Genomic DNA, 23,468 nt, shown 5'->3' on the forward strand with positions numbered 1-23,468 from the left:
AATCCAGTAAACGACACATTTGTCCGATTTCGGCACCGCGCCAACGGGAGAACAATATCCAGGTCAATTGTTCCCCCCATCATGCGGCTCGGCAACGGAGCCAGGAGAGTAATATGTTACCCACCATGACCAACGGCAGACTCATCTGCCTGGAGTTGAAGGCCACCAGCAAGGAGGCTCTGTTCGACGAGATGGCACAGATGCTGGCGCGCGATGGCGCCGTGTCTGATCAACAGCAATTCGTCAAGGATATCTGGGCCCGCGAACAGCTGGACTGCACCGGCTTCGAGCAGGGTGTCGCCCTGCCCCACGCCAAGAGCAAGGCGGTCAGCCGTCCGGCCATTGCCATCGGTGTCAGCCGTCAGGGTATCGAGTACGGCGCCGAAGATGGCAAGCCGACCCAGCTGATCTTCATGATCGCCTCCCCGGATGGCGGCGCCAACCACCACATCGAAGTGCTGGCCGAACTATCTACCCGTCTGCTGGAGCCGGGCTTTATCGAGCAGATGAAGGCGGCCACTACCGTCGAGCAAGCCCTGACCCTGCTCAAGCAAGGCCCGAAAGCGGAAAAAACGGCGCCAACCGCCAAACCGGCTGCCACTGCTCCGGTTGAACCCACCGATCGCACCTTCAAGGATCGCCTCAACACCATGAAGCAGCACCTGCTGTTTGGTACCTCCCACATGATCCCCTTCATCGTGGCGGGCGGTGTGCTGCTCTCCCTGTCAGTGATGATGAGCGGCAAGGGCGCCGTGCCGGAGGCGGGCTTCCTCAAAGACATGGCGACCATGGGTATCGCCGGTCTGACCCTGTTTACCGCCGTGCTGGGTGGCTACATCGCCTACTCACTGGCTGACAAGCCGGGCCTGGCTCCGGGCATGATCGGCTCCTGGATTGCCGTACAGCACTATCAAACCGGTTTCCTTGGCGCCATTCTGGTGGGCTTTATCGCAGGTTTCGTGGTCAATCAGCTCAAACGGATCAAGCTGCCTGACTCCATGACCTCCCTTGGTTCCATCTTCATCTATCCGTTGATCGGTACCTTCCTGGTGTGTGGCATCGTGATGTGGGGGATCGGTGCCCCGATCGCCGCCATGATGGAAGGGATGAACCACTGGCTCTCCAGCATGGCGGGCTCAGGTAAAGTGATGCTGGGTGCCATTCTCGGTGGTATGACCGCCTTCGATATGGGCGGCCCGGTCAACAAGGTTGCTACCCTGTTTGCCCAGACTCAGGTCAACACCCAGCCCTGGCTGATGGGCGGCGTCGGTATCGCCATCTGTGTGCCGCCGCTCGGTATGGCACTGGCGACCTTTATGTCTCCGAAGCGTTACAAGAAAGAGGAGCGTGAATCCGGTAAAGCGGCCGCCATCATGGGCATGATCGGTATCAGTGAAGGTGCCATCCCGTTTGCCGCTGCTGACCCCATGCGCGTTATCCCGGCCATCGTGGCAGGCGGCATCGTCGGCAACATCACCGGCTTTATGATGCACAGTATCAACCACGCCCCCTGGGGTGGCTGGATTGTCCTGCCGGTTGTTGAAGGCAAGATGGGCTACATCCTGGGTACCATCCTCGGCGCCCTGACCACCGCCATCATCGTCAACCTGCTGAAGAAGCCGGTGAGCGAAGAAGATGACGTGACCGCCACCCAAACCAGCTTCGAAGTCATTGAAGCGGAAGGAGAAGCGGACGTACTGGCCATCACTGCCTGCCCCTCTGGCGTTGCCCACACCTTCCTGGCCGCCAAGAGCCTGCAGAAGGCCGCCGCCAAGCAGGGGATCAAGATCAAGGTCGAGACCCAGGGCGCCAACGGCATCATCAACCGCATTACCGCCAAGGATGTCGCCAACGCCCGCTGCGTCATCTTCGCCCACGACGTGGCTATCAAGAACCGCGAGCGCTTCACCGATATCGAAGTCATCGATGTGAAGACCAAGGAGGCGATTCACAATCCGGAAGCACTGCTGGCCCGCACGCTGGGCAACAAGGCAAACGCCGCCTGATAGCAGTCAGACAGCTCATCACAAGGGGCCCATCGCGGGCCCCTTTTCGTTGTCTGCCGAGCAACCGCACATCATCCCACCGACCAAGCCACTGATTTAAAACATATTAACCAGTCACATCACGGATCTTGGCGAGCCGTCACAGAACGGTGACGTGTAAAAAAACAGCAATTGAAGCGCTGGTCAGATCTCATGTCAAATGGCTCCGCCTACTAAACTGGAGCATCACAAAAATGATAAAAATCAATAAATTGGTTCTGGCTGTTACCCTCACCCTCACTGCCACCCCCTTGCTGGCCGCCCATTGGGAGTGCGGTGAGCACGTGCGCTTCGGCCTGCCCTCCGAATCGGATCAGAAGCTCTGCCGTGAAGGGTATGCGGTCGGCTACAACTACGACTACAAGGTGGCGGACTGGGTCTCCTACCGAATGACAGCCCAGAGCGCACAGGGCACTGTGCCGCGCAAGGATGCCTTCGCCGAGGACAGGGAGATCCCGGTTGCCTACCGCGCCACCCTCTCCGACTACAAGGGCTCGGGCTACGACCGTGGCCATCAGGCCCCGGCGGGGGACATGAAATCGAACAAGAACACCATGAAAGAGAGCTTCCTGCTGAGCAACATGACGCCGCAGATCGGGGTGCTCAACCAGAAGGCGTGGCGCGTGCTGGAGGACAAGGTGAACAAGTGGGCGGTCTCCCGCAAGGATGTGCAGGTGATCACCGGCCCCATCTTTACCGGCTCTGAAGAGTCCATCGGTCAGGGTGTGGCGATCCCGAGCGCCTACTACAAGATCGTGATGGACCCGGCCAGACTGCAGGCCATCGCCTTTATCATGCCGCAGGAAGAGGTGCCCATCAGCCAGATCGCCGACTACCGGGTCTCGGTACGTGAGGTGGAGGAGCAAACCCAGCTCAACTTCTTCAGCGATATGCCCGAAGAGCAGCAAGAGACGCTGGAAGCCCGCATCTCCCCGATGTGGAACTGACTCGAACAACTCATCCGCAGATAGATTGAGACGCCATCAGTCTTGCATCGCAACAGAGGCAGGGGGAGTTACACTTCCCCTGCCCTTTTCAGATGGCTGCTGACCCGTTGCGGCCACTGTTGCGGCCATTTTTGCGGCCACAGGTGTGGCATCACCCGACGACCCGCCCCGACTCACAGTTTGCCACGCCGTTAACTGGTATATTGCCCTCTCTTTGGCACTAACAGACTGAATTGACGCACATTTGCCTTATCCCATCGGCCCGCAAACCGGAGCCCACGGCGCGATTCAGCCCGACAGAGGACCTTTTGATGAAACAGACCCTTCTTGCCCTCACCCTCGGCGGCCTGCTGGCGCTCTCGCCCCTCGCCCTGCAAGCGGCCGAGAGCTCGATGCAGATGGAGCACGACCTCAATACTCTGGTCAGCAAACGCCAGGCGGTGGACATGCTGCTCGGCGAAGCGCTGCAGATCTACAAGTCGCCTGCCAAGATCTCCCACGCCGGTTTTACCGCCAAGATGCCGAGCAATATGGAACTGGTGACCGAGCGGCTGCTGGCCGCCTACCAGCTTGAACCCTACCGCACCGACCTGCTCATCTCGGCGGCCAACGCCCAGATCTACAACGGCAACCTGAGCCGCGTCATCACCTTGCTGGAGCAGGCGCAGGCCGTCGCCCCAGATGATCTCGACATCAACAGCTATCTCGCCATCTGGCAGCTGGTGAAGGGTAACAAGGAGGCTTCCCGCAGCTATCTGGCGAAAGTGGCGGATCGCAACAGTGGCCGCGCCGCCGATCTGGAGGAGATCATCGCCCGGGTGCAGCGGATCACCGCCGCCCCGCTGCAGACCGAACTGACCGGGGATCAGGTCAAGGCCACCCAGGAGGGCAAACGCGCCATCGTCACCCTGGGCTACGCCCTCAATCCCGACGGCAGCATGGACAAGATCCTGCTGGGCCGGCTGCAAACAACCCTTGAGCTGGCCAAAGCCGACCCAGAAGCGCTGATCATCCTGACCGGCGGCGTGCCCCAGAACCGCCAGACCGAGGGCAAGCTGATGGCTGACTGGCTGGCCAACCACGGCATTGACCGCAGCCGCCTGATTGAAGAGAACTACGCCACCAGCACGGTGGATAATGCCCTCTACAGCGCCTATGCCCTCGCCCGCCACCAGATTGACTATGCGGTGCTGGTAAGCTCCGCCAGCCATGTACGCCGCGGGCAGACGGTGCTGGAAATCGCCTGCGACCAGATTGGCCCGGCCAACATCAAGGTGGCGAGCGTCAGCTACCCTGACAAGCCCCTCGAGGAGCTGGCCACCCCGAGCGAGAGCGAGCTGCTCGGCATCTACCGCGACGCCCTGCGCACCTACGGCATGTGGAGCTACCGCTCCGCCCCTCTGATCGAGCGTTGATCGGCCATCAAAACGAAAAAGAGAGGGAGGCGTGATGCCTCCCTCTCTTTTTATTGACCGATGATTGGCCAAGCCGCGCCCGTTAGCTGACGATAAAACCCTGCGAGGGGGCCGCTTTGGGATCGTCACCGAAGCGGTTTGGCCCCTGCTGACCGTTGCAAACCATAAAGTAGATAAGCACCAGGGTGCCGATAATTGGGATAAGCCCGAGCAGCAGCCACCAAGCGCTGCGGTCGGTATCGTGCAGGCGACGGGCCGCCACCGCCAGCGATGGCAGCAGCACAGCAAGCGAATAGATGGAGCTGATCAGCTCATTGTCGCCGCCGATCAGCTTGTCCACCATGCCGAGCAGCAGCATAACGATGACGTTGCACAGCACAAACATCCAGTATTCGGTGCGACGGGCCCGCCCGCTGAATACCGCATATTGCTTGAGGACCGAGATATACCAGTTCATTACGCCTCCTGAGTGGCTTTTATGCCTATGAATAAAAAAGAGAGTCGATAAAACAAGTAGTTAAGAGCTTAGCGCGATCATCCCCCCGAGTCGACAATGATGCCCGAACGCCTCCCAAACTAATCAGCTGCGGCAATCATTGACCGACCGAGCCGAGAGTTAATTTGCCCTGCAACAGGGCAAATCCCCCCCATCAGCGCATCACTCTCGTCACAAGCAGGAAAATGGTGCTTAATAATCCATTAGCAATCGTATGGACTCAGCGTGAGGATAGCGGTAGATTCGGCGCCCAATCCTGAACAGGATCTGTGTCTCCCTCCCATAATGAATCCACTTATTCATTACTTCTCCTAACACAGGGATAGCCATGAGTATTACACGCAGAGATTTTCTCAACGGCGTTGCCATCACCATTGCGGCAGGCGTCGCCCCCATCAATCTGCTCAAGGCTGCCGAAGGCGGCAGCACGCTGGCGGATAAAACCCTGGCCTACCCGCCCGCCCTCACCGGCCTGCGCGGTAACCACCCGGGCTCTTTCGAACCGGCCCACAGCATCGCCCGTGACGGCAAGCAGTATGACTTCGCCAATATTCCCCTTGAGGGGGAGTACGATCTGGTGATCGTCGGCGCCGGGATCAGCGGCCTGGCCGCCGCCTGCTTCTATCAGCAACTGCTCGGCGCGGATAAGAAGATCCTGCTGCTCGACAACCACGACGACTTTGGCGGCCACGCCAAGCGCAACGAGTTCACCACCCCCGATGGCCTGCGTCTGGGTTACGGCGGCAGTGAGTCCCTGCAATCACCGCGTTCGGTCTACAGCCCGGTGGCGCTCGGTCTGCTCAAGGCGCTGGAGGTCAACATCGACGAGCTGGCCGCAGGTTTCCAGCAGACCTTCTATCCGGATCTGGGGCTGAGCCGCGGCGTCTATTTCGACGAGAAGCACTTTGGCGTCAACAAGATAGTGAACGGCGATCCGGGTCACAACGTGGCGGATGATATCCCGCGCGATCGCCTGAACGGCCGGCCGCTGGCAGAATTTATCGGTGACTTCCCCCTCGATGATGCCGACAAAGCCGCCCTGTTGGCCCTGCACGAATCGAAGATCGACTACCTGAGCGGCATGACCCGCGAGCAGCAGGACGAGTGGGTGACCCGCAACAGCTACACCACCTTCCTGCGCGATAAAGTGGGTCTCAGCGAGCGGGCGATCACTTACTTCCAGCAGCGCACCAACGATTTCCAGGCGGTCGGCATCGACGCCACCGCCTGCGCCGATGCGCGCCTCTGCGCCTTGCCGGGTTTCGACGGCCTCAATCTGACGCCGCTGGATGCCGAGGAGCAGGCGGAGCTGGACGATCCCTACATCTTCCACTTCCCCGATGGCAACGCCGGTCTCACCCGCCTGATGGTACGCAAGCTCATTCCGCAGGTGGCGCCGGGTCACACCATGCAGGATGTAGTGCTGGCCAAGTTTGACTACAGCAAGCTCGACCTGCCTGAGCACAAGGTGCAACTGCGCCTTGGCAGCACGGCGTTGCAGGCCAAAAACGTGCGCCTCGCCGACGGCAAGCTGGCGGTGGATGTCACCTACATCAAGGAGGGGAAACTGCATCGGGTGCGAGCCAAGCAGTCGATCATGGCGGGCTACAACATGATGATCCCCTACATGGTGCCCGAGATGCCGGAGCCCCAGAAGGAGGCGCTGCGCCAGAATGCCAAGGCGCCGCTGGTCTACACCAAGGTGGTGATCAAGAACTGGCAAGCCTTCGTCAAGCTGGGGGTACACGAGGTCTACTCCCCCGCCGCACCCTATAGCCGGGTCAAGCTCGACTATCCGGTCAGCATGGGTGGCTACGAGCATCCCAAGAGCCCGGATCAGCCGATGTGCCTGCACATGGTCTATGTGCCGACCCTGCCGGGCAGCGGCCTCTCGGCCCGCGAACAGTCCCGCAAGGGGCGCGCCATGATCCTCGGCATGCCGTTCGAGCAGCATGAGCAGATGATCCGCGAGCAGTTGCAGGGGATGCTGGGCAGCGCCGGTTTCAACCATGAGCAGGACATCCTCGCCATCACGGTCAACCGCTGGTCTCACGGTTACTCCTATGTCACCAACACCCTGTTTGATGACGAAGCGCAGTGCGAAAAATGGATTGAACTGGGTCGCCAGCCGATCGGCAACATCACCATCGCCAACTCGGATGCAGGCTGGAGCCCCTACGCCCACGCCGCCATCGACGAAGCGTGGCGCGCCGTCAACGAGCTGGTAGCCATGAGCAAGGGAGGTGCCCAATGAACCGCGCCCTGTCACTGACCGCCAGCGCCCTGCTGCTGGCCCTGCCCGCCCTTGCCGCCAACGCAGCCCCCGCCATGTCTGTGGGGGAATACGTGGCGAAGCTCGGCGATTGCGCCGCCTGTCACACCAGCGAAACCAGCAAGCCGCTGGCGGGCGGCAAAGGGTTCCCGACCCCCATCGGTACCGTATTTGCCACCAACATTACCCCCGACAAGACACACGGTATCGGCAACTACAGCCTGCCGGAGTTCATCAAGGTGATGCGCGAAGGGGTGGCCCGCGATTGCCATCACCTCTATCCGGCCATGCCCTACACCGCCTACGCCAAGATGAGCGATAAGGATCTCGAAGATCTCTATCACTACCTGATGAAGGAGGTACAGCCGCTGGCCATCGCCAACAAGGAGAGCGACATCCCCTGGCCGCTCAACATGCGCTGGCCGCTGATGGGCTGGAACTGGGTCTATCACGATGACAGCCGCTTCACCCCGGTCGCAGGCAAGAGCGAAGAGTGGAACCGCGGCGCCTATCTGGTACAGGGTGCCGGCCACTGCGGCAGCTGCCACACCCCGCGCGGGCTTGGCATGCAGGAGAAAGCGCTGACTGAGGCGGATCCCGTCTACCTGAGCGGTGCGGCGCTGGATGGCTGGTATGCCCCCGACATTCGCGGCAGCCGTTACAGCAAGCAGGCGCTGATCGATCTGCTGAAAACCGGCCGCAGCCAACATGAAGCGGTCGCGGGCCCCATGGGGGAAGTGATCACTCACAGCAGCCAGTATTTCAGCGACGCCGATCTGGCCAGCATCGCCACCTATCTGACCGACCTGAAAGATGAACCAGTGGCGGAGAAAGGGGCCCGTGCCTATGCCAGTGCCAGCGGCAAGGCGGATTACGCCATGTACTGCTCCACCTGTCACGGGGTCAACGGTCAGGGCAATGACCATGTCATCCCCTCGCTGGTGAACAACAGCACCGTGCTGGCGAGCGATCCGTCGAGCCTGATCAACGTGCTGCTGCACGGCGCCGAAACACCGGTCACCTACGGCAATCTGGGTTACCACATGCCGGGCTACGGCTGGACCATGGATGACGAGCGGCTCGCCGAGCTGGTCAACACCCTGCGCGCCTCCTGGGGCAATGAAGGCACCGCCGTCAAGGCGGCGGCGGTCAAGGCCCAGCGCGAGCTGCACGGTAAAGAGTAAGGGCTGTCAGCTCTCTCTTGGCCAAGTGCCATAAAAAACGGGCCTCCACTGGAGGCCCGTTTGCTATTGATGAACCAGGTTCCGGTACTTATCCCTTGCGGGATTTGGGCCCCGGCAGCGGTGCCGTTGGCTGGCGGTAATCGCCATAGGGGAAGATATTGCGAAACCGCTGGGCCACCGGTTCGGGGATGGAGCGGGAGAAGATCAGCTTCACGCCATCGCCATCACGCTGCCCCACAATGCGACCGCGCACCGTGTCGTGGCGCAGGATCTGCTTGGCATGCTCAATAAAGGCGGGTGACACCTTGCCCTGCTTGACCACTACCTTGCCGGGTGCAAGACGGATCTCGAACAGGGCGCCACGCCCCAGCTTCATCAACCACCAGATCAGGGCTATCGCCACTATCAAGGAAATCCAGGCCATCTTCATCCCTCCCAAGCTCTTGATATAAGGCAGTATAAGCGGCCGTGCGCTCCGATTGTTTGGCGCCGATCACAGCCCCCGCGTCAGCGCAATAGCGCCTCTTAGCTCAGCAATCCTTGCCCCAGCCCACCAGCGTCTCGCGATAGAGCGCCAGCAAGGCTTCATCGCGCACCGCCACCCCGACCTGCTGCGGGCGATAGGCTGCCCAGTCATCGTGGGAGTGGCGTTTGCCATCGAACTTTTGCAGGGTGTGGCCGATTGCCGGGCCGCTGGTGATCACCCGCACCGGCCCTTCCCGCAGGGTAAAGAGGGTCGGATCAATCACATAGGCGATGGCGGACGGGTCGTGGACATGGCAACCGGAGAGCCCCAGCTTCTCGGAGTAGAAGCGCAGGTAGAAGCGGCTGACATCCCACAGGAACTGGCCCGGCTCGCCCGCCTTGTCCCTGAGTTCATCCAGATAGGCGCTGCTGAAGAAGCTCTGCTGGGTCACGTCCAGCCCGATGATCACCACAGGCCAATCGGCGGTAAAGACCCGGTCGGCGGCATCGGGATCGTCGTGGATATTGGCTTCGGCATAGGGGGTGACGTTGCCGCGATGGCCGTTGACGCCAAAGGCGCCGCCCATCACTACCACCTGTTTCACCAGCGAGACAATCTCGGGCGCCTGTTGTAGCGCCAGCGCCAGATTGGTCAGCGGGCCGATAGTGACGAGGGTGATCTCCCCCGGCGCGGCTTTCACCGCCTCGACAATATATTGCCAGGCGGGGCGGGGATCCGGAGCGATAGTCACCTCCCCCGCCTCCATGTCGCCAAAGCCGCTCGGGCCGTGGACTATGGTGGTGGGGCCGACCGGCTCGCGCAGCCGCGGGGCGGCAGCACCTTTGACCACATCCGCCTTCATGCCGTACTTCTGCTTGAGCCAGAGGGCGTTGCGGGTGCCATTGTCGATGGTGGCGTTACCAAAAACAGTGGTGATGGCAAGCAGGTCGATGGCGGGGTGGGCCTCGGCAAACAGGATGGCCATGGCATCGTCGATACCCGGGTCGGTATCCAGAATGATTTTATGGGTCATGAGAAATTCCTACGGTGACAAACCCTGCGACAAAAGGGAGAGTCTACCCGGCTAACGGCCCCGTATCCCGGCATGGGATCACAGAGCGGGCCTTTGCTCTCGGCAACGACACGCTGCTGGCGACAATCTGCACAAGAAACGGCGCGGCCCTGTTGCCAGCGCCGCGCCCTTTATCGTTGTTCGTTATCTGCTATCTGGCAGTGATCTGCCTTACTACGCCCCTCAGTGCTTGCGGTGCCAGCGCGGTGAGGTCGCCTTCTCTCCCCAGGGGGTGACGCAGGGGAGCAGCGCCCCTTCAATCACCATCTCGCTGCCTGCCAGCGCCTCGGCGATCTTCTGGTGCAGCACCCGCAGTACCTTGCCCTCGTGCTCGGCCAGAGAGTGGCCCGCGGCAAAGAATTCCGGCTGATATTGCAGTGCCAGCTTCTGGGCGAATTCGTAGGTGTTGAAGCAATCCGGCATCCGCTCAACCACATCTTCAAGCCGGGCCAACAAGCTGTTCAGTTCCCTGGTCATAGTGCTCTCTCCGTGTAGGTTAATAGCCAAAAACTACCCCTTATTAGATAAGTCACCAACGAGCAAACCACAAAAGTGTGGGGAGACACACAGTTCTCTCTTGCGTCTGGCTCGTGGTGAACGGCAGACAGCTTGCCAGCTTTACATTCCGGTAACAAACAGCTAGATTTAGACCGACTAATCAGTCGGTCATTTTTCATGCGGAGAACAACATGGGTGCGGCGCAGCTTCAACACACTCCTGAGGATATCCTCGCCATCAAATTGTCCCTGCCGGATCAGCTGGCGCGGCTCAAGCGGGCGAGTCTGGCTCACCCCATGCCTACCCTGGCCGAGCGCCGGGCGCAGCTGACCAAACTCAAGCAGGCGTTGCTCGCCCACAAGGGAGAGCTGTGCAAGGCGCTGGCGGCAGATTATGGCCAGCGCAGCCACTACGACAGCCTGATCGCCGATGTGCTGCCCTGCATCATGCAGATCAACTACACCCAGAAGCGGCTCAAGCGCTGGATGCAGCCCCACCGCCGTCACACCGGCCTGCTGCTGGCCCCCGCCAAAGTAGAGGTGCACTTCCAGCCGCTCGGGGTGGTCGGCATTATCGTGCCGTGGAACTTTCCGGTGATGCTGAGCCTTGGCCCCCTCATCACCGCCATCGCGGCGGGCAACCGGGCGATGCTGAAACTCTCCGAGTTCACCCCTCATACCAACGCCGTGCTGCGCACCATGCTCACCAGCGTGTTTGACGAAAACGAGATCGCCATCATCGAGGGAGATGCCCAGATGGCGGCGGCGTTCAGCTCACTGCCGTTCGATCACCTGCTCTTTACCGGCTCCACCATGGTGGGCAAGCTGGTGATGGCCGCTGCCGCGCCCCAGCTCACCCCCCTCACCCTTGAGCTGGGCGGCAAGAGCCCTTGTCTCATCGCCCCCGACATGCCGGTCGCCACCGCGGTCGAGCGGATGATCTTCGGCAAGAGCCTCAACGCTGGCCAGATCTGCGTCGCCCCCGACTATGTGCTGCTGCCCCGCAGCGAGGTGGATAACTTTATCGCCGCCTATCGCCGCCACTTCAGCAAGCTCTACCCGCAGGGGCTCAATAGCGCCGACTACGGCGCCATCATCAACGACCGCCAGTATCAACGTCTCGTCAGCTGGCTGGATGAAGCCGAGCAGGCGGGTGCCCAGCTCCACCCCTGTGGCAACCCGGCCCGCGACGACCAGCGTCGCCTGCTGGTGCCCCACCTGCTGACCGGGGTGCCGAGTCAGTGTCAGGTGATGCAGCAGGAGATCTTTGGCCCGCTGCTGCCGCTCATTACCTACGACACCCTGGAGGAGGCGCTCGCCTATGTGGCTGAACGGCCCCGCCCGCTGGCCCTCTATCTGATGAGCTTCGATCCCGAGTTGCAGGCACGGGTGACCCGGGAGACCCACTCCGGCGGCATGGCGATCAACGAGAGCCTGTTTCAGGTGGCTGCCGATGATGTGCCGTTTGGCGGCATCGGCGCCTCCGGCATGGGCCACTACCACGGCCACGAGGGGTTTCTTACCTTCTCCAAGGCGAAAACCGTGCTGACCCGCGGCAAGTTCACCACCGGCTCCCTGATCCATCCGCCCTACCACAGCTGGATCCAGAAGCTGATGATGGCCTTCTTCCTGCGCTGATGGAGATGACCATGAACCAGGCTATCCCGCAGCCACAAACCATGACCGACAAGCGCCGCCAGATCCTGGATGCCGCCCTCGCCCTCTGCGCCGAAGATGGCCTGCAGGGGGCCGCCACCGCCCGCATCGCCAAGGCGGCCGGGGTGGCCAACGGCACTCTGTTCCACCACTTTCCGAGCAAGGAGGCGCTGATCCTCGCCCTCTATCAGGATGTGAAAACCCGGATGGGGAGCGCCATCCATGAAGCAGATCCCACCCTGTCGCTGTACGACCAGACCCGCCACTACTGGCAGCTGGCGATGGGGTGGATGCTCGCGCATCCCAATGAGCTCAAATTCGTGCTGGGCTTCTTTCACTCTCCGCTGCTGGCCAGACCGGCCCGCAGCCAGATCCTGAACGATGCCCTGCGCTTTCTGCCTGCCCTGCTGGCAAAGGGGCAGGCCAGCGGCGAGCTGATGCAGGCTCCCGCACCACTGTTGCTGGAGGTGTGTCAGGGCCAGTTCCTCGCCTGCGCATCACTGTTTGTCGATCAACCGGAGCTGGGACAGGACGACTACTGGCAAGCCAGTGCCTTTGCCCTCTTCTGGTCAGCCATCTCAGGAGCCAACCCCTATGACAACTCCGACCGTTGAATCTCTGGCCGCACTTGGCCGCCGCCTCTGGATCACCACACTGCTCTGGGTGGTGGGTCGCACCCTCTGCCGCGCCGCCCGCACCGATGAGGCGGTACGCCGCGAATTGGCGCCGTTGCCGGACGGGCTGGCTATTCGCCTCGAAGTGGGCGGCATCGGCTACGCCATGAACATGCACAAGCAGGGGGGCCGCTGGTATCCCGGCGCGCCGGCGGCACCCCATGCCACCATCCATCCGCTGCGGGTGCGCTTCAAGCACCCCAATATCGCCTTTCGCGCCCTGAGCTTTCGGCTCGGGGTCAATCAGGCATTTGGCGAAAACCGGCTGCTGGTGGAGGGAGACCTGACCGTTGCCATGCATCTGGTGCGGGGGCTTGAGCAGTTGCAGTCCCTGATCCTGCCCGCCTTTATCGCGCGGCCACTGCTGCGCCACTATCCCGCCCCGACCAACAAGATCGGCCGGGCCTGCAACATCTATCTGGGTCTGGTGACCGGCTAACGCGCAAGGAGCCTTGAAATGAGCCGCTATTACGATTTCTTCTGCCCGGTCAAACTGCTGGCCGGTGAACAGGCGCTGGAGCAGCTGGCCAGCGAGCTGGCCAGCCTCGGGGCCCGTCGCCCGCTGCTGCTGACCGACAAGGGGGTCAATGCCACCGGCCTTGCCACCCTGCTGGCCAATGTGCTGGCCGAGGGGGAGCTGCCGGTTGCCGCCATCTGGGACGAGATCCCGGCCGACTCTTCCACCGCCGTGGTGGAGCGGATCGCCAAACGCTATCGCGAGCTCGACTGCGACAGTCTGGTGGCGCTGGGGGGCGGCTCGGTCATCGACACCGCCAAGGCGGTCAACATTCTCACTTCCATGGGGGGGGATCATCTGCTCGACTACTCGGGCGCCGGTTGCCTGACCCGTCCCCTCAAGCCGCTGGCAGTGGTGCCCACCACGGCGGGCACAGGATCAGAAGTGACGCTGGTGGCGGTGATCAAGGATGAGGCGAGCGGGCGCAAGGTGCCCTTCACCTCCCCCTTCCTGCTGCCCCAGCTGGCGGTGCTCGACCCGCGCCTGACCCAGGGGCTGCCCCTCAATATCACCGCCGCTACCGCCATGGACGCCATGACCCACGCCATCGAAGCCTTTATCGGCACAGCGAAAAATCCAGTGAGCGATGCGCTGGCACTGATGGCAGTGGAGAAGATCGCCAGCGCCCTGCCGCAAATCATCCACGACCCGCAAAACAAACAGCTGCGGCTGCAACTGGCGGAAGGCTCCACGCTGGCTGGCATGGCTTTTTCCAACTCCATGGTGGGGCTGGTGCACGCCCTCGGCCACAGTCTGGGAGCCCGCTGCCATCTGCCCCACGGGCTGTGCATGAACCTCTTTTTGCCGACCGTGCTCGACTACAACCGCCCCGAGGTGGATAGCGAGTTGGCCCGACTGCTGTTGCCGCTGGTGGGGGCAGAGCGCTTTGCTGCCACCCCGGCCCATCAGCGGGCGGAGGCGACCATCACAGCCATTCGCACCCTGCGCGACACCTTGTGGCAAGCGGTCAAGCTGCCGCGCACCATGAGCGAGGCTGGGGTAAGCGATCGCTCGCTACTGACCGAGATCCGCGATCTGGCGGTCAACGACGGTGCCCTGCTGTTCAATCGCAAGGACGCCGACCGTGAGCAGTTACTCACCCTGCTGGAGCGAGCCTGGGTCTGATCCCTCCCCTTTGCCAACACTCTTGTGCTGACACTAACGCGGTGCCCGACTCACCATCGGGCACCTTGATCTGCATCGCGATATCGATGCGCCCTCTGTCAAAGGGGGATGATATTGACCACGGGCTCTCATTATCTGTTCTATACCTTGGCTAACAGTTATGTTGTGCCGAGAGACCCAACTTTATGCCAGAGGTGCCCACCATGAGCGACATCATCCATCAGGCCAACCAGCAGCAGTTCATCTGTATGGTGGAGGGGAAAGAGTCGAGACTGCGCTACCGGCGGCTCGATGCCAAGACCATCGACGCCTACAGCACCTTCGTGCCCCCAGAGCTGCGGGTGCAGGGGATTGCCGATCAGCTGGCGCGCGCCTTCTTCAACTGGACTCAGGCGGAGGGGCTCACTATAGTGCCGAGCTGCCGCTACATTGATGTCTGGTTACGCCGCAATGCCAACAACTGAACCTCTGAACTCCGCCCTCGAACAGCAATTCCAAGCCAAAACAGAAGCCCTGCTGCGGGCCGATCCGCAGCGGATGGCCTGCCTGCAAGTCGCGGCCGAGCTCAATCTGCCCGACTGGGCGCTGGGGGCCGGTTTTATCCGCAACCTCATCTGGGATCACCTTCACCGCAAGGCGGTGCCCACCCCGCTCAACGATATCGACCTTATCTATCTCGATAAAACCGATCCGCAAGGGCTGGCCGAAGCGGAGCACGAAGCTTGGCTCGCCAAGCGCCTACCCGGCCAGCAGTGGGAGGTGCGCAATCAGGCCCGCATGCACACTCGCCAGCTGGTAGCGCCGTTTGCCAGCAGCCTTGAGGCGCTCAGCCACTGGGTCGAAGTGCCCACCTGCATCGGCGTACGCCTCACCCGAGATGGCGAGTTCGAGTGGCTCGCCCCCTACGGCTTTACCATCAACTGGTCGCTGCAAGTGAGTGCCAACCCCAGATGTCGTCAGGACAAACAGATTTTTACCCAGCGCATCAAGGAGAAACGCTGGCAGGCTATCTGGCCTGACCTTCAGGTAAACTGGCCATAACCTGATTGCAATCTTTCGATAACCTTGGGCACACTAGGGGAAAAGCTGGTTGTAACTCAATGGGTTAAATAATGCGCGACTTCTTCTCTCTCGAACGCTGGCTACCGGGCCTCGCCGCCCTGCTGCAATACCAGCGCGCCTGGTTGATGCCAGATCTTCGCGCCGGACTCTCGGTGGCGGCAGTGGCGCTGCCCGTCGCCATTGCCTATGCAGAACTCGCCGGAGTGGGTGCCATCGTCGGTCTCTACTCCTGCATCCTGCCCATGCTGGTCTACGCCCTGTTTGGCACCTCCCGCCAGCTGATTGTCGGCCCCGATGCCGCCACCTGTGCGGTCATCGCCGCCGTGGTGACGCCGCTGGCCGCAGGCGACCCCACCCGTCACTGGCAACTGGTGATGACCATGACCGCCATGACCGGCTTCTGGTGCCTGATTGCCAGCCGCTTCAAGCTGGGAGTACTGGCGGACTTTCTCTCCCGCCCCATCCTGATGGGGCTGCTCAATGGTGTGGCCATCACCATCATGGTGGGCCAGCTCTCCAAGATCTTCGGCTTCACTTTCAGCGAACGTTACCTCATCGAGCGGATCGCCAGCGGGGCTACCTATATTACCCAAACCCATCTGCCGACCCTGGCCATGAGTCTGGTGGCTCTGCTCACCCTGCTGCTGGCCAAGCGCTACAAACCGGCATGGCCCTCCTCCATGGTGGCCATGGTGGTGACCGCTGCGCTGGTGTGGGGCTTTAATCTCGGCCAGTTTGATATCGCCACCCTGGGGACGGTGGGCTCCGGCCTGCCCGCGTTCCAGATGCCGGAATTTCCCCCCGGTCTGATGCGGGAGCTGGTACTGCCTGCCCTTAACCTCGCCATGGTGAGCTTCGTCTCCATGATGCTGACCGCCCGCAGCTTTGCCGCCAAAAACGGTTACGAAATCGACGCAGACAAGGAGTTTCGGGCCCTCGGTATGGCCAACCTCGCCTCCGCGGTCTCGCAAGGTTTCGCCATCAGCGGGGCGGATTCGCGTACCGCGGTCAACGACGCCAACGGCGGCAAGAGCCAGCTGGTCTCTATCATCGCCGCGGCGGTGATCGCCCTCATCACCTTCTATCTGACGGCGCCGCTCAAATACATCCCGACCGCCGCCCTCGGGGTGGTGCTGGTAATGGCCTCACTCTCGCTCACCGACTTTCGCGGACTGTGGGCGCTGCGTAACTCCGATCGCTCCGCCTTCTGGCTGGCGCTGGTCACCTTTATCAGCGTGCTCACCATGGGAGTGATCCCCGGGATCACCCTCGCCGTGTTGCTGGGCTTGTTCCAGTTCCTGCGCAATGTGATGCGCCCCACCGACCAGCTGCTTGGCATGGATGACGAGGGGGTAGTACGTACCCTGGGGGACAACGAACAGGCCAAGGCGATCCCGGGTATTCTGGTCTATCGCTTCAACTCGCCGCTCACCTACTTCAATGCCCCCTATTTCAAGCGGCGGGTGCTGGCCCTGCTGGTGCAGGATCCCCGAGCCCCCAAGTGTCTGGTGATCGATGCGGTCGCCTGCTTCACCCATCAGGACATCAGCGTGATGAGCATGGTGGGAGAGCTGCACAAAGAGCTGAAACGGCGCGGCATCCATATGGTGATGGCGGGTCGCCACGGCCAGATGACTCACTGGTTAAAGCAAGCGGGCGTGCGGGTGGGCGATGAAGGGATCATCCTCTGCCCCGATATGTATCAGGCGCTGCGCCTGACCCGCTGCTACCGCGAGCCGGTGTTCAAGGATGATGCGGTGGTGGAGAGCACCACAGATGCCATCCGCTCCAACTGGCCGCAGGATGATGCCCTGCCCGACTCGGCGCGCCTCACCTTGCCAAGCGAACAGGAGGCGGGCGCCACGCCTGCCTGATCCCTTGGCCTGCTCCCCTGGCCGGTGCAATCCTGCACAAGGATTGCACCGGCCTTGGCCTTGGTGTTAAATGCGCCCCCAGAGGGCACTCCCCCGTGCCTTCCCAGCTGTTGGACATGCCATGCAATCTCAATCCCACGCAGGCCCGGGCACCCTCTTTGCGCTGACCTGGCCGCTCTTTATCGATCTCGCCCTGCACTTTCTGACGGGAGCCCTCAATACCTTCATGGTGGGTCATGTCTCCTATCAGGGAGTGGCCGCGCTGGCGGTCGGCAATCAAGTGTTCGATCTCGCCATCACATTGTTCAGCTTCGTCAGTATCGGTACCAGCGTGGTGATCACCCAGTATCTGGGGGCCGGCGATCGGGAGAAGAGTCGGGTGGTGATCCACACCGCAATCGGCTTCAACCTGCTGATCGGTCTGGTGGCCGCCATTGGCGTGATGGCGGGGGCCAGCACCATGCTGGCGCTGATGAACCTGCCTGCCAACCTGATGAGCGACGGGACGCTTTACTTGCAGATCATCGGTCTCTGCCTGTTACCGGAAGCGGCAGCCCTCTGTCTGGCAGCCACCCTGCGCGCTCACGGCCACACCCGCCAGGCGATGTATGTTACCCTGATCGTCAACCTCATCACCTTCGTCGGCAACCTGCTGCTGCTCTACGGCTGGTTCGGCTTGCCCCAGCTGGGGGTCGCCGGTGTCGCCATCAGCACGGTCGCGGGTCGACTGGTCGGCGTGGTGCTGCTGGTGTGGCTAGTGGCCCGCAAGACCGGCATTCGACTGGTGGTGCGCGATATCGTCCACCCCAGCCGGGAGATGCTGGGCAAGGTGCTCCATATCGGCCTGCCGGCGGCAGGGGAGAACCTCTCCTGGATGCTGCAGTTTATGGTGGTGACAGCCTTTGTCGGACTGCTGGGGGACAAGGCGCTGGCAACCCAGTCCTACTTCTTTCAGATCTGCCTGTTTATCCTGCTGTTTGGCCTCTCCATCGGCCTTGGCAACGAGATCATCATCGGCCATCTGGCGGGGGCCAGACAGTTCGATCGCGCCTATCAGCAACTGCTCAAGAGCCTCAAGCTGGGGTTGGCAGTTACCTGCGTCATCGCCGTGGCGGCGGCCCTCAATGGCCGCACCATCATCAGCCTCTTTACCGATGATGCCGACATCATCACCCAGGTGGCGCAACTGTTTCTCATCAGCCTTATCCTCGAACCCGGCCGCACCTTCAATCTGGTGGTGATCAACGCCCTGCGGGCCACCGGGGATGCCCGTTTCCCCCTCTACATGGCGTTGCTCTCCATGTGGGGAATTGCCGTGCCACTCTCCTATTTCCTCGGTATCATGCAGGGTTATGGACTGGTCGGTATCTGGCTGGCGCTGGCCTGCGACGAGTGGGTGCGCGGTCTGGCCATGTTCTGGCGCTGGCGCAGTCGTCGCTGGCAAAACAAAATTCTTGTTGAAACAAAAGCGGAATCACAATGAAGAAGATAGGACTCTTGCTGGCTGCCATCCTGCTCAGCCCCCTGGCCATGGCGCAAACTGCCCCTGCCGCTCCCAAGGCTCAAGCCACCCAGACCTGGTATGTGGCCCCCATCGCCATCGATGAAACCAGCGACGCCCAGAAGGCGCTGACCAAGGACTTCATGGCCCAGATGATCAAGACCATCAAGATCAACGAGTACCAGACCGGCAAGGCGGTGGGCAACACCAAGAAGCCCAAGTGGCTAATCCGCACCAAGCTGATCCCCGCCAGCAACGAGCCGCTGGTCGGCAAGAAACACCCGCAGGGTCTCACCTACGGCAAGGGCAATCCGACCCAGGAGATCGTCGGCGAACTGTTGATGAACGGCACCCTGGTGGCCCACATCGGCCAGGGCTGGCGCGAGCCTATCGTCCCGGGCACGCCGGTGGCTGACAAACTCTCCATCGCCAACTATCGCTACGCCATCGGGGATCAGGCCAAGTCGGCGGATCTGGAGGAGCTGGCCGCCCAGATTGGCTTTGAGGCGGGCAAGGTGATACACCGCGATGGCAAGCCGCTACCCGAGAAGAAAAAGAAAAAAGAGCAGGCGGACGAAGATAAAGAGTAACGTTGCCTGCATCCATAAAAAGGGGCCACTCGGCCCCTTTTTTGATCCTGCACCCTCACGCCAACACTGCCCCTGTTGTGACTTGTCGCACAGTTTGGCTCACCATTCAGATTGATAAATCACTTATCTTGTTTTGATTCAACAAGTTATAAATATCCCGCCGAATACTCCAAATCATTGCCCCCAAATCCGATCAGGATCACATTTATCCCCGGCACTAAGGGGTAGCTTTGGTCTTACAGGCACAATCAAACGAAACCAAGGAGGCTCCATTACATGTTCCCAGAGTACAGAGAACTCATCTCGAAACTGAAGAGCAGTGATGTCCATTTCCAGAAGAAGTTTGACTTGCACAACGACCTGGATGCGGAGATTAGAAAGTTGGAAAAGCATCACGCCAGCGACTATAGCGCCGAGGTGAGAGATCTGAAAAAACAGAAACTCAAACTGAAAGAGGAGATATACGACATCCTCAAACAACATCCACAATAGATGCCTCGAAGAATATGCGGATAAGCAATTTATCCCCCAGCCCGGCCCACGCGCCGGGCTTTTTGTTGTTTCAGTCAATTAGTTGACACTCTAGCCTACCGATCTTGCCGGTAGTTTGTTACATTTTTCCCTTGGAATTCAGGGATTAACGGTGATGATAACATGAGCAGAAAACGATCTTTTTATCATCTCTTGCTGCTTTGCCTGTTCGCATTGAGCCACCCCCTGCAGGCTCAGGAGCCTGAACTGGAGCTGTGGCACTCCCAGCAAGCCGGTTACGTGATCGACGACGTGATCGCCCGCTTCAATCAGGAGGGGAACCACAGAGTGCGGGTCACCCAGATTGAGCCGGGCAAGATCAAGGCGGATCTCCTGCTGGCGGCTCAGGCCAGGGGGCTGCCCGATCTGATGCTGATCCCCTCCGATTTTATCGGCCTCTATCGCCAGATGACCCTCGCTCCCCTCCCGGCCGAGTGGTTTTCCCCCGCGCTGATGGCCAGCGCCTTGCGTTATGTCACCCTGGAGCGGCAACGCTGGGGCATGCCCATGATGCAGGGCAACCATCTGATGCTGTTTTACAACAAGGCGCTGGTCTCGACTCCGGTGACCCAATGGCAGCAACTGACAGCTATCACCCCGGCCCTCAAGGCCAAGGGGGTCTACCCCGTCAGCTGGCCCTATCACGACATGTACTACTTCGCCGCCTTTTTACACACCTTTGGCGGCTCGCCGGTGACCGAAGGGCGCATCACCCTCGACAGCCCGGCCATGGTGCAGGCACTGGAGGCCTACCGCACCGTCGTCAGCGAACAGTGGGTCGATCCCGAGTGCGACTATGACACCGCCCTCACCCGCTTCAATGAGGGCAAGAGCGCCTACCTCATCAATGGGGACTGGGCCTTCAACGATCTGGTGAAGAACATGGGGGATAAGCTGGGCGTCGCCCTGCTGCCCCGCTGGCAAAGCCATCCCATGCACTCCATGAGCGGCGCCTACGTGATGGGAGCCTCCCGCTGGGCGATGGATGATGAGGATCGGCAACCCGTCATCAAGGCACTGATGGCCTTTATCCAGCGTCAGGATATTCAGCAGTTCATCTATCATCAGGGGGCGCTGCTGCCGGTCAATCAGCAGGCTTTTACCGCCATCAGCCGCCGTCCCACGCCTCAGGAAAAAGTGCTGCTGGAACAGTTCACCCTCAGTACCCCCATGCCCTCCGACAGCGCCATGTCCATCGCCTGGCAAGCGATGGAGAAAGGGTTCGAGCGATTTAAAGAGGGGATCAGTGCTGCCGACACCGCACGCTATATGCAGCAGCTGGCCGATCAGCAGTACCGGCAGGTCAAAACACCATGAAACATCGCACCTTTCGGCTCGGCCCGACCCTCATCATCATCCTGTTCACCGTCGCCTTGCTGCCGGCACTGCTGGCCAGCACTGTGCTGCTGATCCGCCAGCACCAAATCATCGCCCAGAGCGAGCAGTCGCAGCTGGAGCGGGCCCTCACCAGCATGACCCGCGAGGCCCGCTTTCGCAGCGAGCTGATCGGCACCCAGCTCAATCAGCTCAGCCAGGATCGGGTGCTCCATCAGGCCCTCGACAACTTTCTCTTCTCCAGCCATGCCCGGCTGGCGCTGGCCACCTTTGTCAAATCCAACAGCCTGCTCACCTCGGCCTACCTCATCGATGACAAGGGGTTGGTGGTGGAGTACATCAATGGCCAGGCCTCCCACCTCGAGTCGAGCGACCTGATGCCGCAGCTGATGGCCTGGGGCAAGACCCGCGAGGCGAAACAGGGCAAGCATCTGCTGCTCCCCGTCAATGATCCCGTACTGGTCGACGACATGGAGCAAAACCGCAGTGGCGGGCTTGCGCTGGTGGCCCCCATCTATCGCAACCACCAGCGAGCAGGGGTGATGCAGACCCCTTCCGGCTTCGTGATGACCATTCTCCCCTGGCGGCAGATGGCCCAGTTGCTGGAACCCTATCTCAAGGGAAGCGAATATCTGGTGATCTCCCAGGGCGAGAACCGTCTCTACGAAGGGGCTCACCAGAGCGCCAACGCCATGGATGACAGGGAGCCAAGCAAGATGGCGCAGCCCCTGGCTATTGGCTGGCCCCAGCTGGAGCAGGAGATCACCCCCACCATCACCCTCTACAGCTACAGCAATGACAGGGTCAGCGAGCTCAACAAATCCCAACAGCTGCTGACCGTCAGCATCGCCGTCATGTTGCTGCTGGTGGCCATCGGCTGCGTCTGGCTCACCCGCTGGCTCACCCGACCGCTGCGCTCGCTGGCCGCACTGGTGCGCAGCTATGGCAAGGGCAATTACCAGCAACGGCAGGCGCCGCTGCGCTTTGTGGAGTACGACGAGGTGCGCCAACTGCTGCAAGAGATGGCCAGCACCATCTCGGATCAGGTGCGGGCGCTCTATCAGCAAAATGAACAGCTGCAGCAGGCCAATAGCGAGAAAGAGGCCTTCAACCAGCGGCTGCTCGGCTTCAACGACGAACTGGAGCAAGAGGTTGCCTCGCAAACGACCGCCCTGCGCTCGGCCCTGAGCCGGGAGGAGCGCAGCCGTCATATCCTGCAATCCTGGCTGCAGTTCGGTCTGCACCAGCAGCTGGATATCGATATTGCCGAGCTGGCCAGCTCCGCCCTGCTGCAGCTCTCGCAGCTCTATCCCGGCCACCGCTGGGGGCTGGTGATCCGCCGCGATGGCCAGCCCCACTACTCCCTGATCCAGGGGGTCGATGCCCCCTTGCGGGATGCCCTGCAGGAGAAACTGGTTCAACTGATGGATGAGGAGGTCAAACACTCCGAATGCCAGTGGGACAACGCACTCTGGAAGATCATGACCCTGCCCGGTAGCCAGAGCGGCGTGCTGTTTGGCTATCTGATGGTGAGCGCCGAAGGGCTGGAGTCCGAAGACAGGGCCATCTTGCGGCTGTTTGCCAAGCAGTTGGCGGTGGGCATCGAGGGGCGCCTCTTCACCGACGAGCTGGCGCGGGTCGCCCGCACCGACAACCTCACCGGACTGCCCAACCGGCAGGCGTTCGAAGAGACCTTCCACCACTATCAAGCGGTGCTGGCGCGCCATCCGGAGCGTCACCTCGCCCTCTTCATGCTCGACCTCAACGGCCTCAAGCGCACCAACGACCAGTATGGGCACGAGGCGGGCGACGCCCTGCTGATCCAGATGGCTCACCAGCTACGCACCCTCTGCCGTCAGGATGAGAAGATTTTCCGTATCGGCGGCGACGAGTTCGTTCTGCTGGCGGAGGCGGATCACCTCGCCAGCCAGCAGCTGGCAGGCAGGTTGGAGGCAAGCCAGCAGCACGCCATCGTGCAGCATGGGGAGCACAGCTTCCCACTGCGTTTTGCCATCGGCTGGAGCAGCAGCGACCAGACCCCCCTGGCGGAGCTGAGCAGGGTGGCTGACGACGCCATGTATGCCAATAAGGCGCGCTTCTATCAGGGGCAGCGCTAAAAAGCGGAGGTCTGCGGCGTTGGCGAGCCTTTCGCCAACGCCCTGATCAGCTCGCAAAAATGGCGCGCAACGCTAGACGCGGCGCGGACCAT

General features: G+C 61.3%; 21 protein-coding genes. 17 read left to right on the forward strand and 4 right to left on the reverse strand.

The annotated features are described in order from the left end of the window. Positions 1 to 113 precede the first annotated feature (113 nt). The 3 genes from OKC31_RS01430 to OKC31_RS01440 all read left to right on the forward strand — a co-directional run bounded on the left by OKC31_RS01430 (position 114) and on the right by OKC31_RS01440 (position 4,407). Positions 114 to 2,006, forward strand: coding sequence for a PTS fructose transporter subunit EIIC (locus tag OKC31_RS01430; protein ID WP_270656011.1), 1,893 nt, complete (start codon positions 114 to 116; stop codon positions 2,004 to 2,006). 233 nt (positions 2,007 to 2,239) lie between these two features. Further along, complete coding sequence (locus OKC31_RS01435) at positions 2,240 to 2,992, forward strand: DNA/RNA non-specific endonuclease (RefSeq protein ID WP_047439217.1); 753 nt, start codon at positions 2,240 to 2,242, stop codon at positions 2,990 to 2,992. A 311-nt stretch (positions 2,993 to 3,303) separates the two neighbouring features. Then, on the forward strand, positions 3,304 to 4,407 hold the full coding sequence (locus OKC31_RS01440) for an ElyC/SanA/YdcF family protein (RefSeq protein WP_270656012.1): 1,104 nt from the start codon (positions 3,304 to 3,306) through the stop codon (positions 4,405 to 4,407). An 82-nt stretch (positions 4,408 to 4,489) separates the two neighbouring features. Here the strand turns inward: OKC31_RS01440 and OKC31_RS01445 are convergent, their stop codons facing one another. Then, positions 4,490 to 4,864, reverse strand: a complete 375-nt coding sequence (locus OKC31_RS01445) for a DUF805 domain-containing protein (RefSeq protein WP_005337730.1) — start codon at positions 4,862 to 4,864, stop codon at positions 4,490 to 4,492. Positions 4,865 to 5,231: 367 nt separating this feature from the next. Between OKC31_RS01445 and OKC31_RS01450 the strand changes: the two genes are divergently transcribed. Together OKC31_RS01450 and OKC31_RS01455 are read left to right on the forward strand one after the other, a co-directional pair. Beyond that, complete coding sequence (locus OKC31_RS01450) at positions 5,232 to 7,157, forward strand: NAD(P)-binding protein (protein ID WP_043821315.1); 1,926 nt, start codon at positions 5,232 to 5,234, stop codon at positions 7,155 to 7,157. Then, positions 7,154 to 8,359 (forward strand): c-type cytochrome, encoded by a 1,206-nt coding sequence (locus OKC31_RS01455; RefSeq protein WP_270656015.1) that lies wholly within the window; start codon positions 7,154 to 7,156, stop codon positions 8,357 to 8,359. Before OKC31_RS01450 ends, OKC31_RS01455 begins: the two co-directional genes overlap by 4 nt. 88 nt (positions 8,360 to 8,447) lie before the next feature. Here the strand turns inward: OKC31_RS01455 and OKC31_RS01460 are convergent, their stop codons facing one another. The 3 genes from OKC31_RS01460 to OKC31_RS01470 form a co-directional block, all read right to left on the reverse strand. After that, a complete protein-coding gene (locus tag OKC31_RS01460) occupies positions 8,448 to 8,783 on the reverse strand; it encodes a DUF3634 family protein (protein WP_005353195.1) in 336 nt (111 codons plus the stop codon). 106 nt (positions 8,784 to 8,889) lie between these two features. Next, positions 8,890 to 9,858 (reverse strand): nucleoside hydrolase, encoded by a 969-nt coding sequence (locus tag OKC31_RS01465; RefSeq protein WP_270656016.1) that lies wholly within the window; start codon positions 9,856 to 9,858, stop codon positions 8,890 to 8,892. A gap of 222 nt (positions 9,859 to 10,080) precedes the next feature. Then, positions 10,081 to 10,374, reverse strand: coding sequence for a hypothetical protein (locus tag OKC31_RS01470; RefSeq protein ID WP_005353197.1), 294 nt, complete (start codon positions 10,372 to 10,374; stop codon positions 10,081 to 10,083). Between the two features lie 212 nt (positions 10,375 to 10,586). Between OKC31_RS01470 and OKC31_RS01475 the strand changes: the two genes are divergently transcribed. The 12 genes from OKC31_RS01475 (at position 10,587) to OKC31_RS01530 (ending at position 23,376) form a co-directional block, all read left to right on the forward strand. Then, the gene (locus tag OKC31_RS01475) at positions 10,587 to 12,032 is read left to right on the forward strand and encodes a coniferyl aldehyde dehydrogenase (RefSeq protein WP_270656018.1); all 1,446 of its coding nucleotides are present in this window, start codon (positions 10,587 to 10,589) and stop codon (positions 12,030 to 12,032) included. An 11-nt stretch (positions 12,033 to 12,043) separates the two neighbouring features. Beyond that, the gene (locus OKC31_RS01480; RefSeq protein WP_158109357.1) at positions 12,044 to 12,664 is read left to right on the forward strand and encodes a TetR/AcrR family transcriptional regulator; all 621 of its coding nucleotides are present in this window, start codon (positions 12,044 to 12,046) and stop codon (positions 12,662 to 12,664) included. Next, complete coding sequence (locus OKC31_RS01485) at positions 12,645 to 13,163, forward strand: hypothetical protein (RefSeq protein WP_069555457.1); 519 nt, start codon at positions 12,645 to 12,647, stop codon at positions 13,161 to 13,163. Before OKC31_RS01480 ends, OKC31_RS01485 begins: the two co-directional genes overlap by 20 nt. An 18-nt stretch (positions 13,164 to 13,181) precedes the next feature. Beyond that, positions 13,182 to 14,366: an iron-containing alcohol dehydrogenase gene (locus tag OKC31_RS01490; protein WP_139708930.1), complete on the forward strand. Its 1,185-nt coding sequence runs from the start codon at positions 13,182 to 13,184 to the stop codon at positions 14,364 to 14,366. 203 nt (positions 14,367 to 14,569) lie between these two features. Next, positions 14,570 to 14,830, forward strand: coding sequence for a GNAT family N-acetyltransferase (locus OKC31_RS01495; RefSeq protein ID WP_005337747.1), 261 nt, complete (start codon positions 14,570 to 14,572; stop codon positions 14,828 to 14,830). After that, positions 14,817 to 15,407, forward strand: coding sequence for a nucleotidyltransferase family protein (locus OKC31_RS01500; protein ID WP_270656019.1), 591 nt, complete (start codon positions 14,817 to 14,819; stop codon positions 15,405 to 15,407). The genes OKC31_RS01495 and OKC31_RS01500 overlap by 14 nt, the downstream gene beginning before the upstream one ends. A gap of 71 nt (positions 15,408 to 15,478) precedes the next feature. After that, positions 15,479 to 17,302, forward strand: a complete 1,824-nt coding sequence (locus tag OKC31_RS01505) for a SulP family inorganic anion transporter (protein ID WP_058055883.1) — start codon at positions 15,479 to 15,481, stop codon at positions 17,300 to 17,302. A 121-nt stretch (positions 17,303 to 17,423) separates the two neighbouring features. Then, the gene (locus tag OKC31_RS01510; protein ID WP_005361670.1) at positions 17,424 to 18,785 is read left to right on the forward strand and encodes an MATE family efflux transporter; all 1,362 of its coding nucleotides are present in this window, start codon (positions 17,424 to 17,426) and stop codon (positions 18,783 to 18,785) included. Further along, entirely contained in the window at positions 18,782 to 19,393 is a 612-nt protein-coding gene (locus tag OKC31_RS01515; RefSeq protein ID WP_040094762.1) for a hypothetical protein, read from the forward strand. The genes OKC31_RS01510 and OKC31_RS01515 overlap by 4 nt, the downstream gene beginning before the upstream one ends. A gap of 276 nt (positions 19,394 to 19,669) precedes the next feature. Continuing rightward, positions 19,670 to 19,885 (forward strand): YdcH family protein, encoded by a 216-nt coding sequence (locus OKC31_RS01520; protein WP_005337763.1) that lies wholly within the window; start codon positions 19,670 to 19,672, stop codon positions 19,883 to 19,885. Between the two features lie 162 nt (positions 19,886 to 20,047). Next, a complete protein-coding gene (locus OKC31_RS01525; protein WP_270656021.1) occupies positions 20,048 to 21,241 on the forward strand; it encodes a sugar ABC transporter substrate-binding protein in 1,194 nt (397 codons plus the stop codon). Then, positions 21,238 to 23,376, forward strand: coding sequence for a sensor domain-containing diguanylate cyclase (locus tag OKC31_RS01530; protein WP_270656022.1), 2,139 nt, complete (start codon positions 21,238 to 21,240; stop codon positions 23,374 to 23,376). The genes OKC31_RS01525 and OKC31_RS01530 overlap by 4 nt, the downstream gene beginning before the upstream one ends. The last annotated feature ends 92 nt before the right edge of the window (positions 23,377 to 23,468 follow it).

The sequence above is a fragment of the Aeromonas sp. Y293-4 genome (assembly GCF_027705905.1).
GTDB lineage: Bacteria > Pseudomonadota > Gammaproteobacteria > Enterobacterales > Aeromonadaceae > Aeromonas > Aeromonas veronii.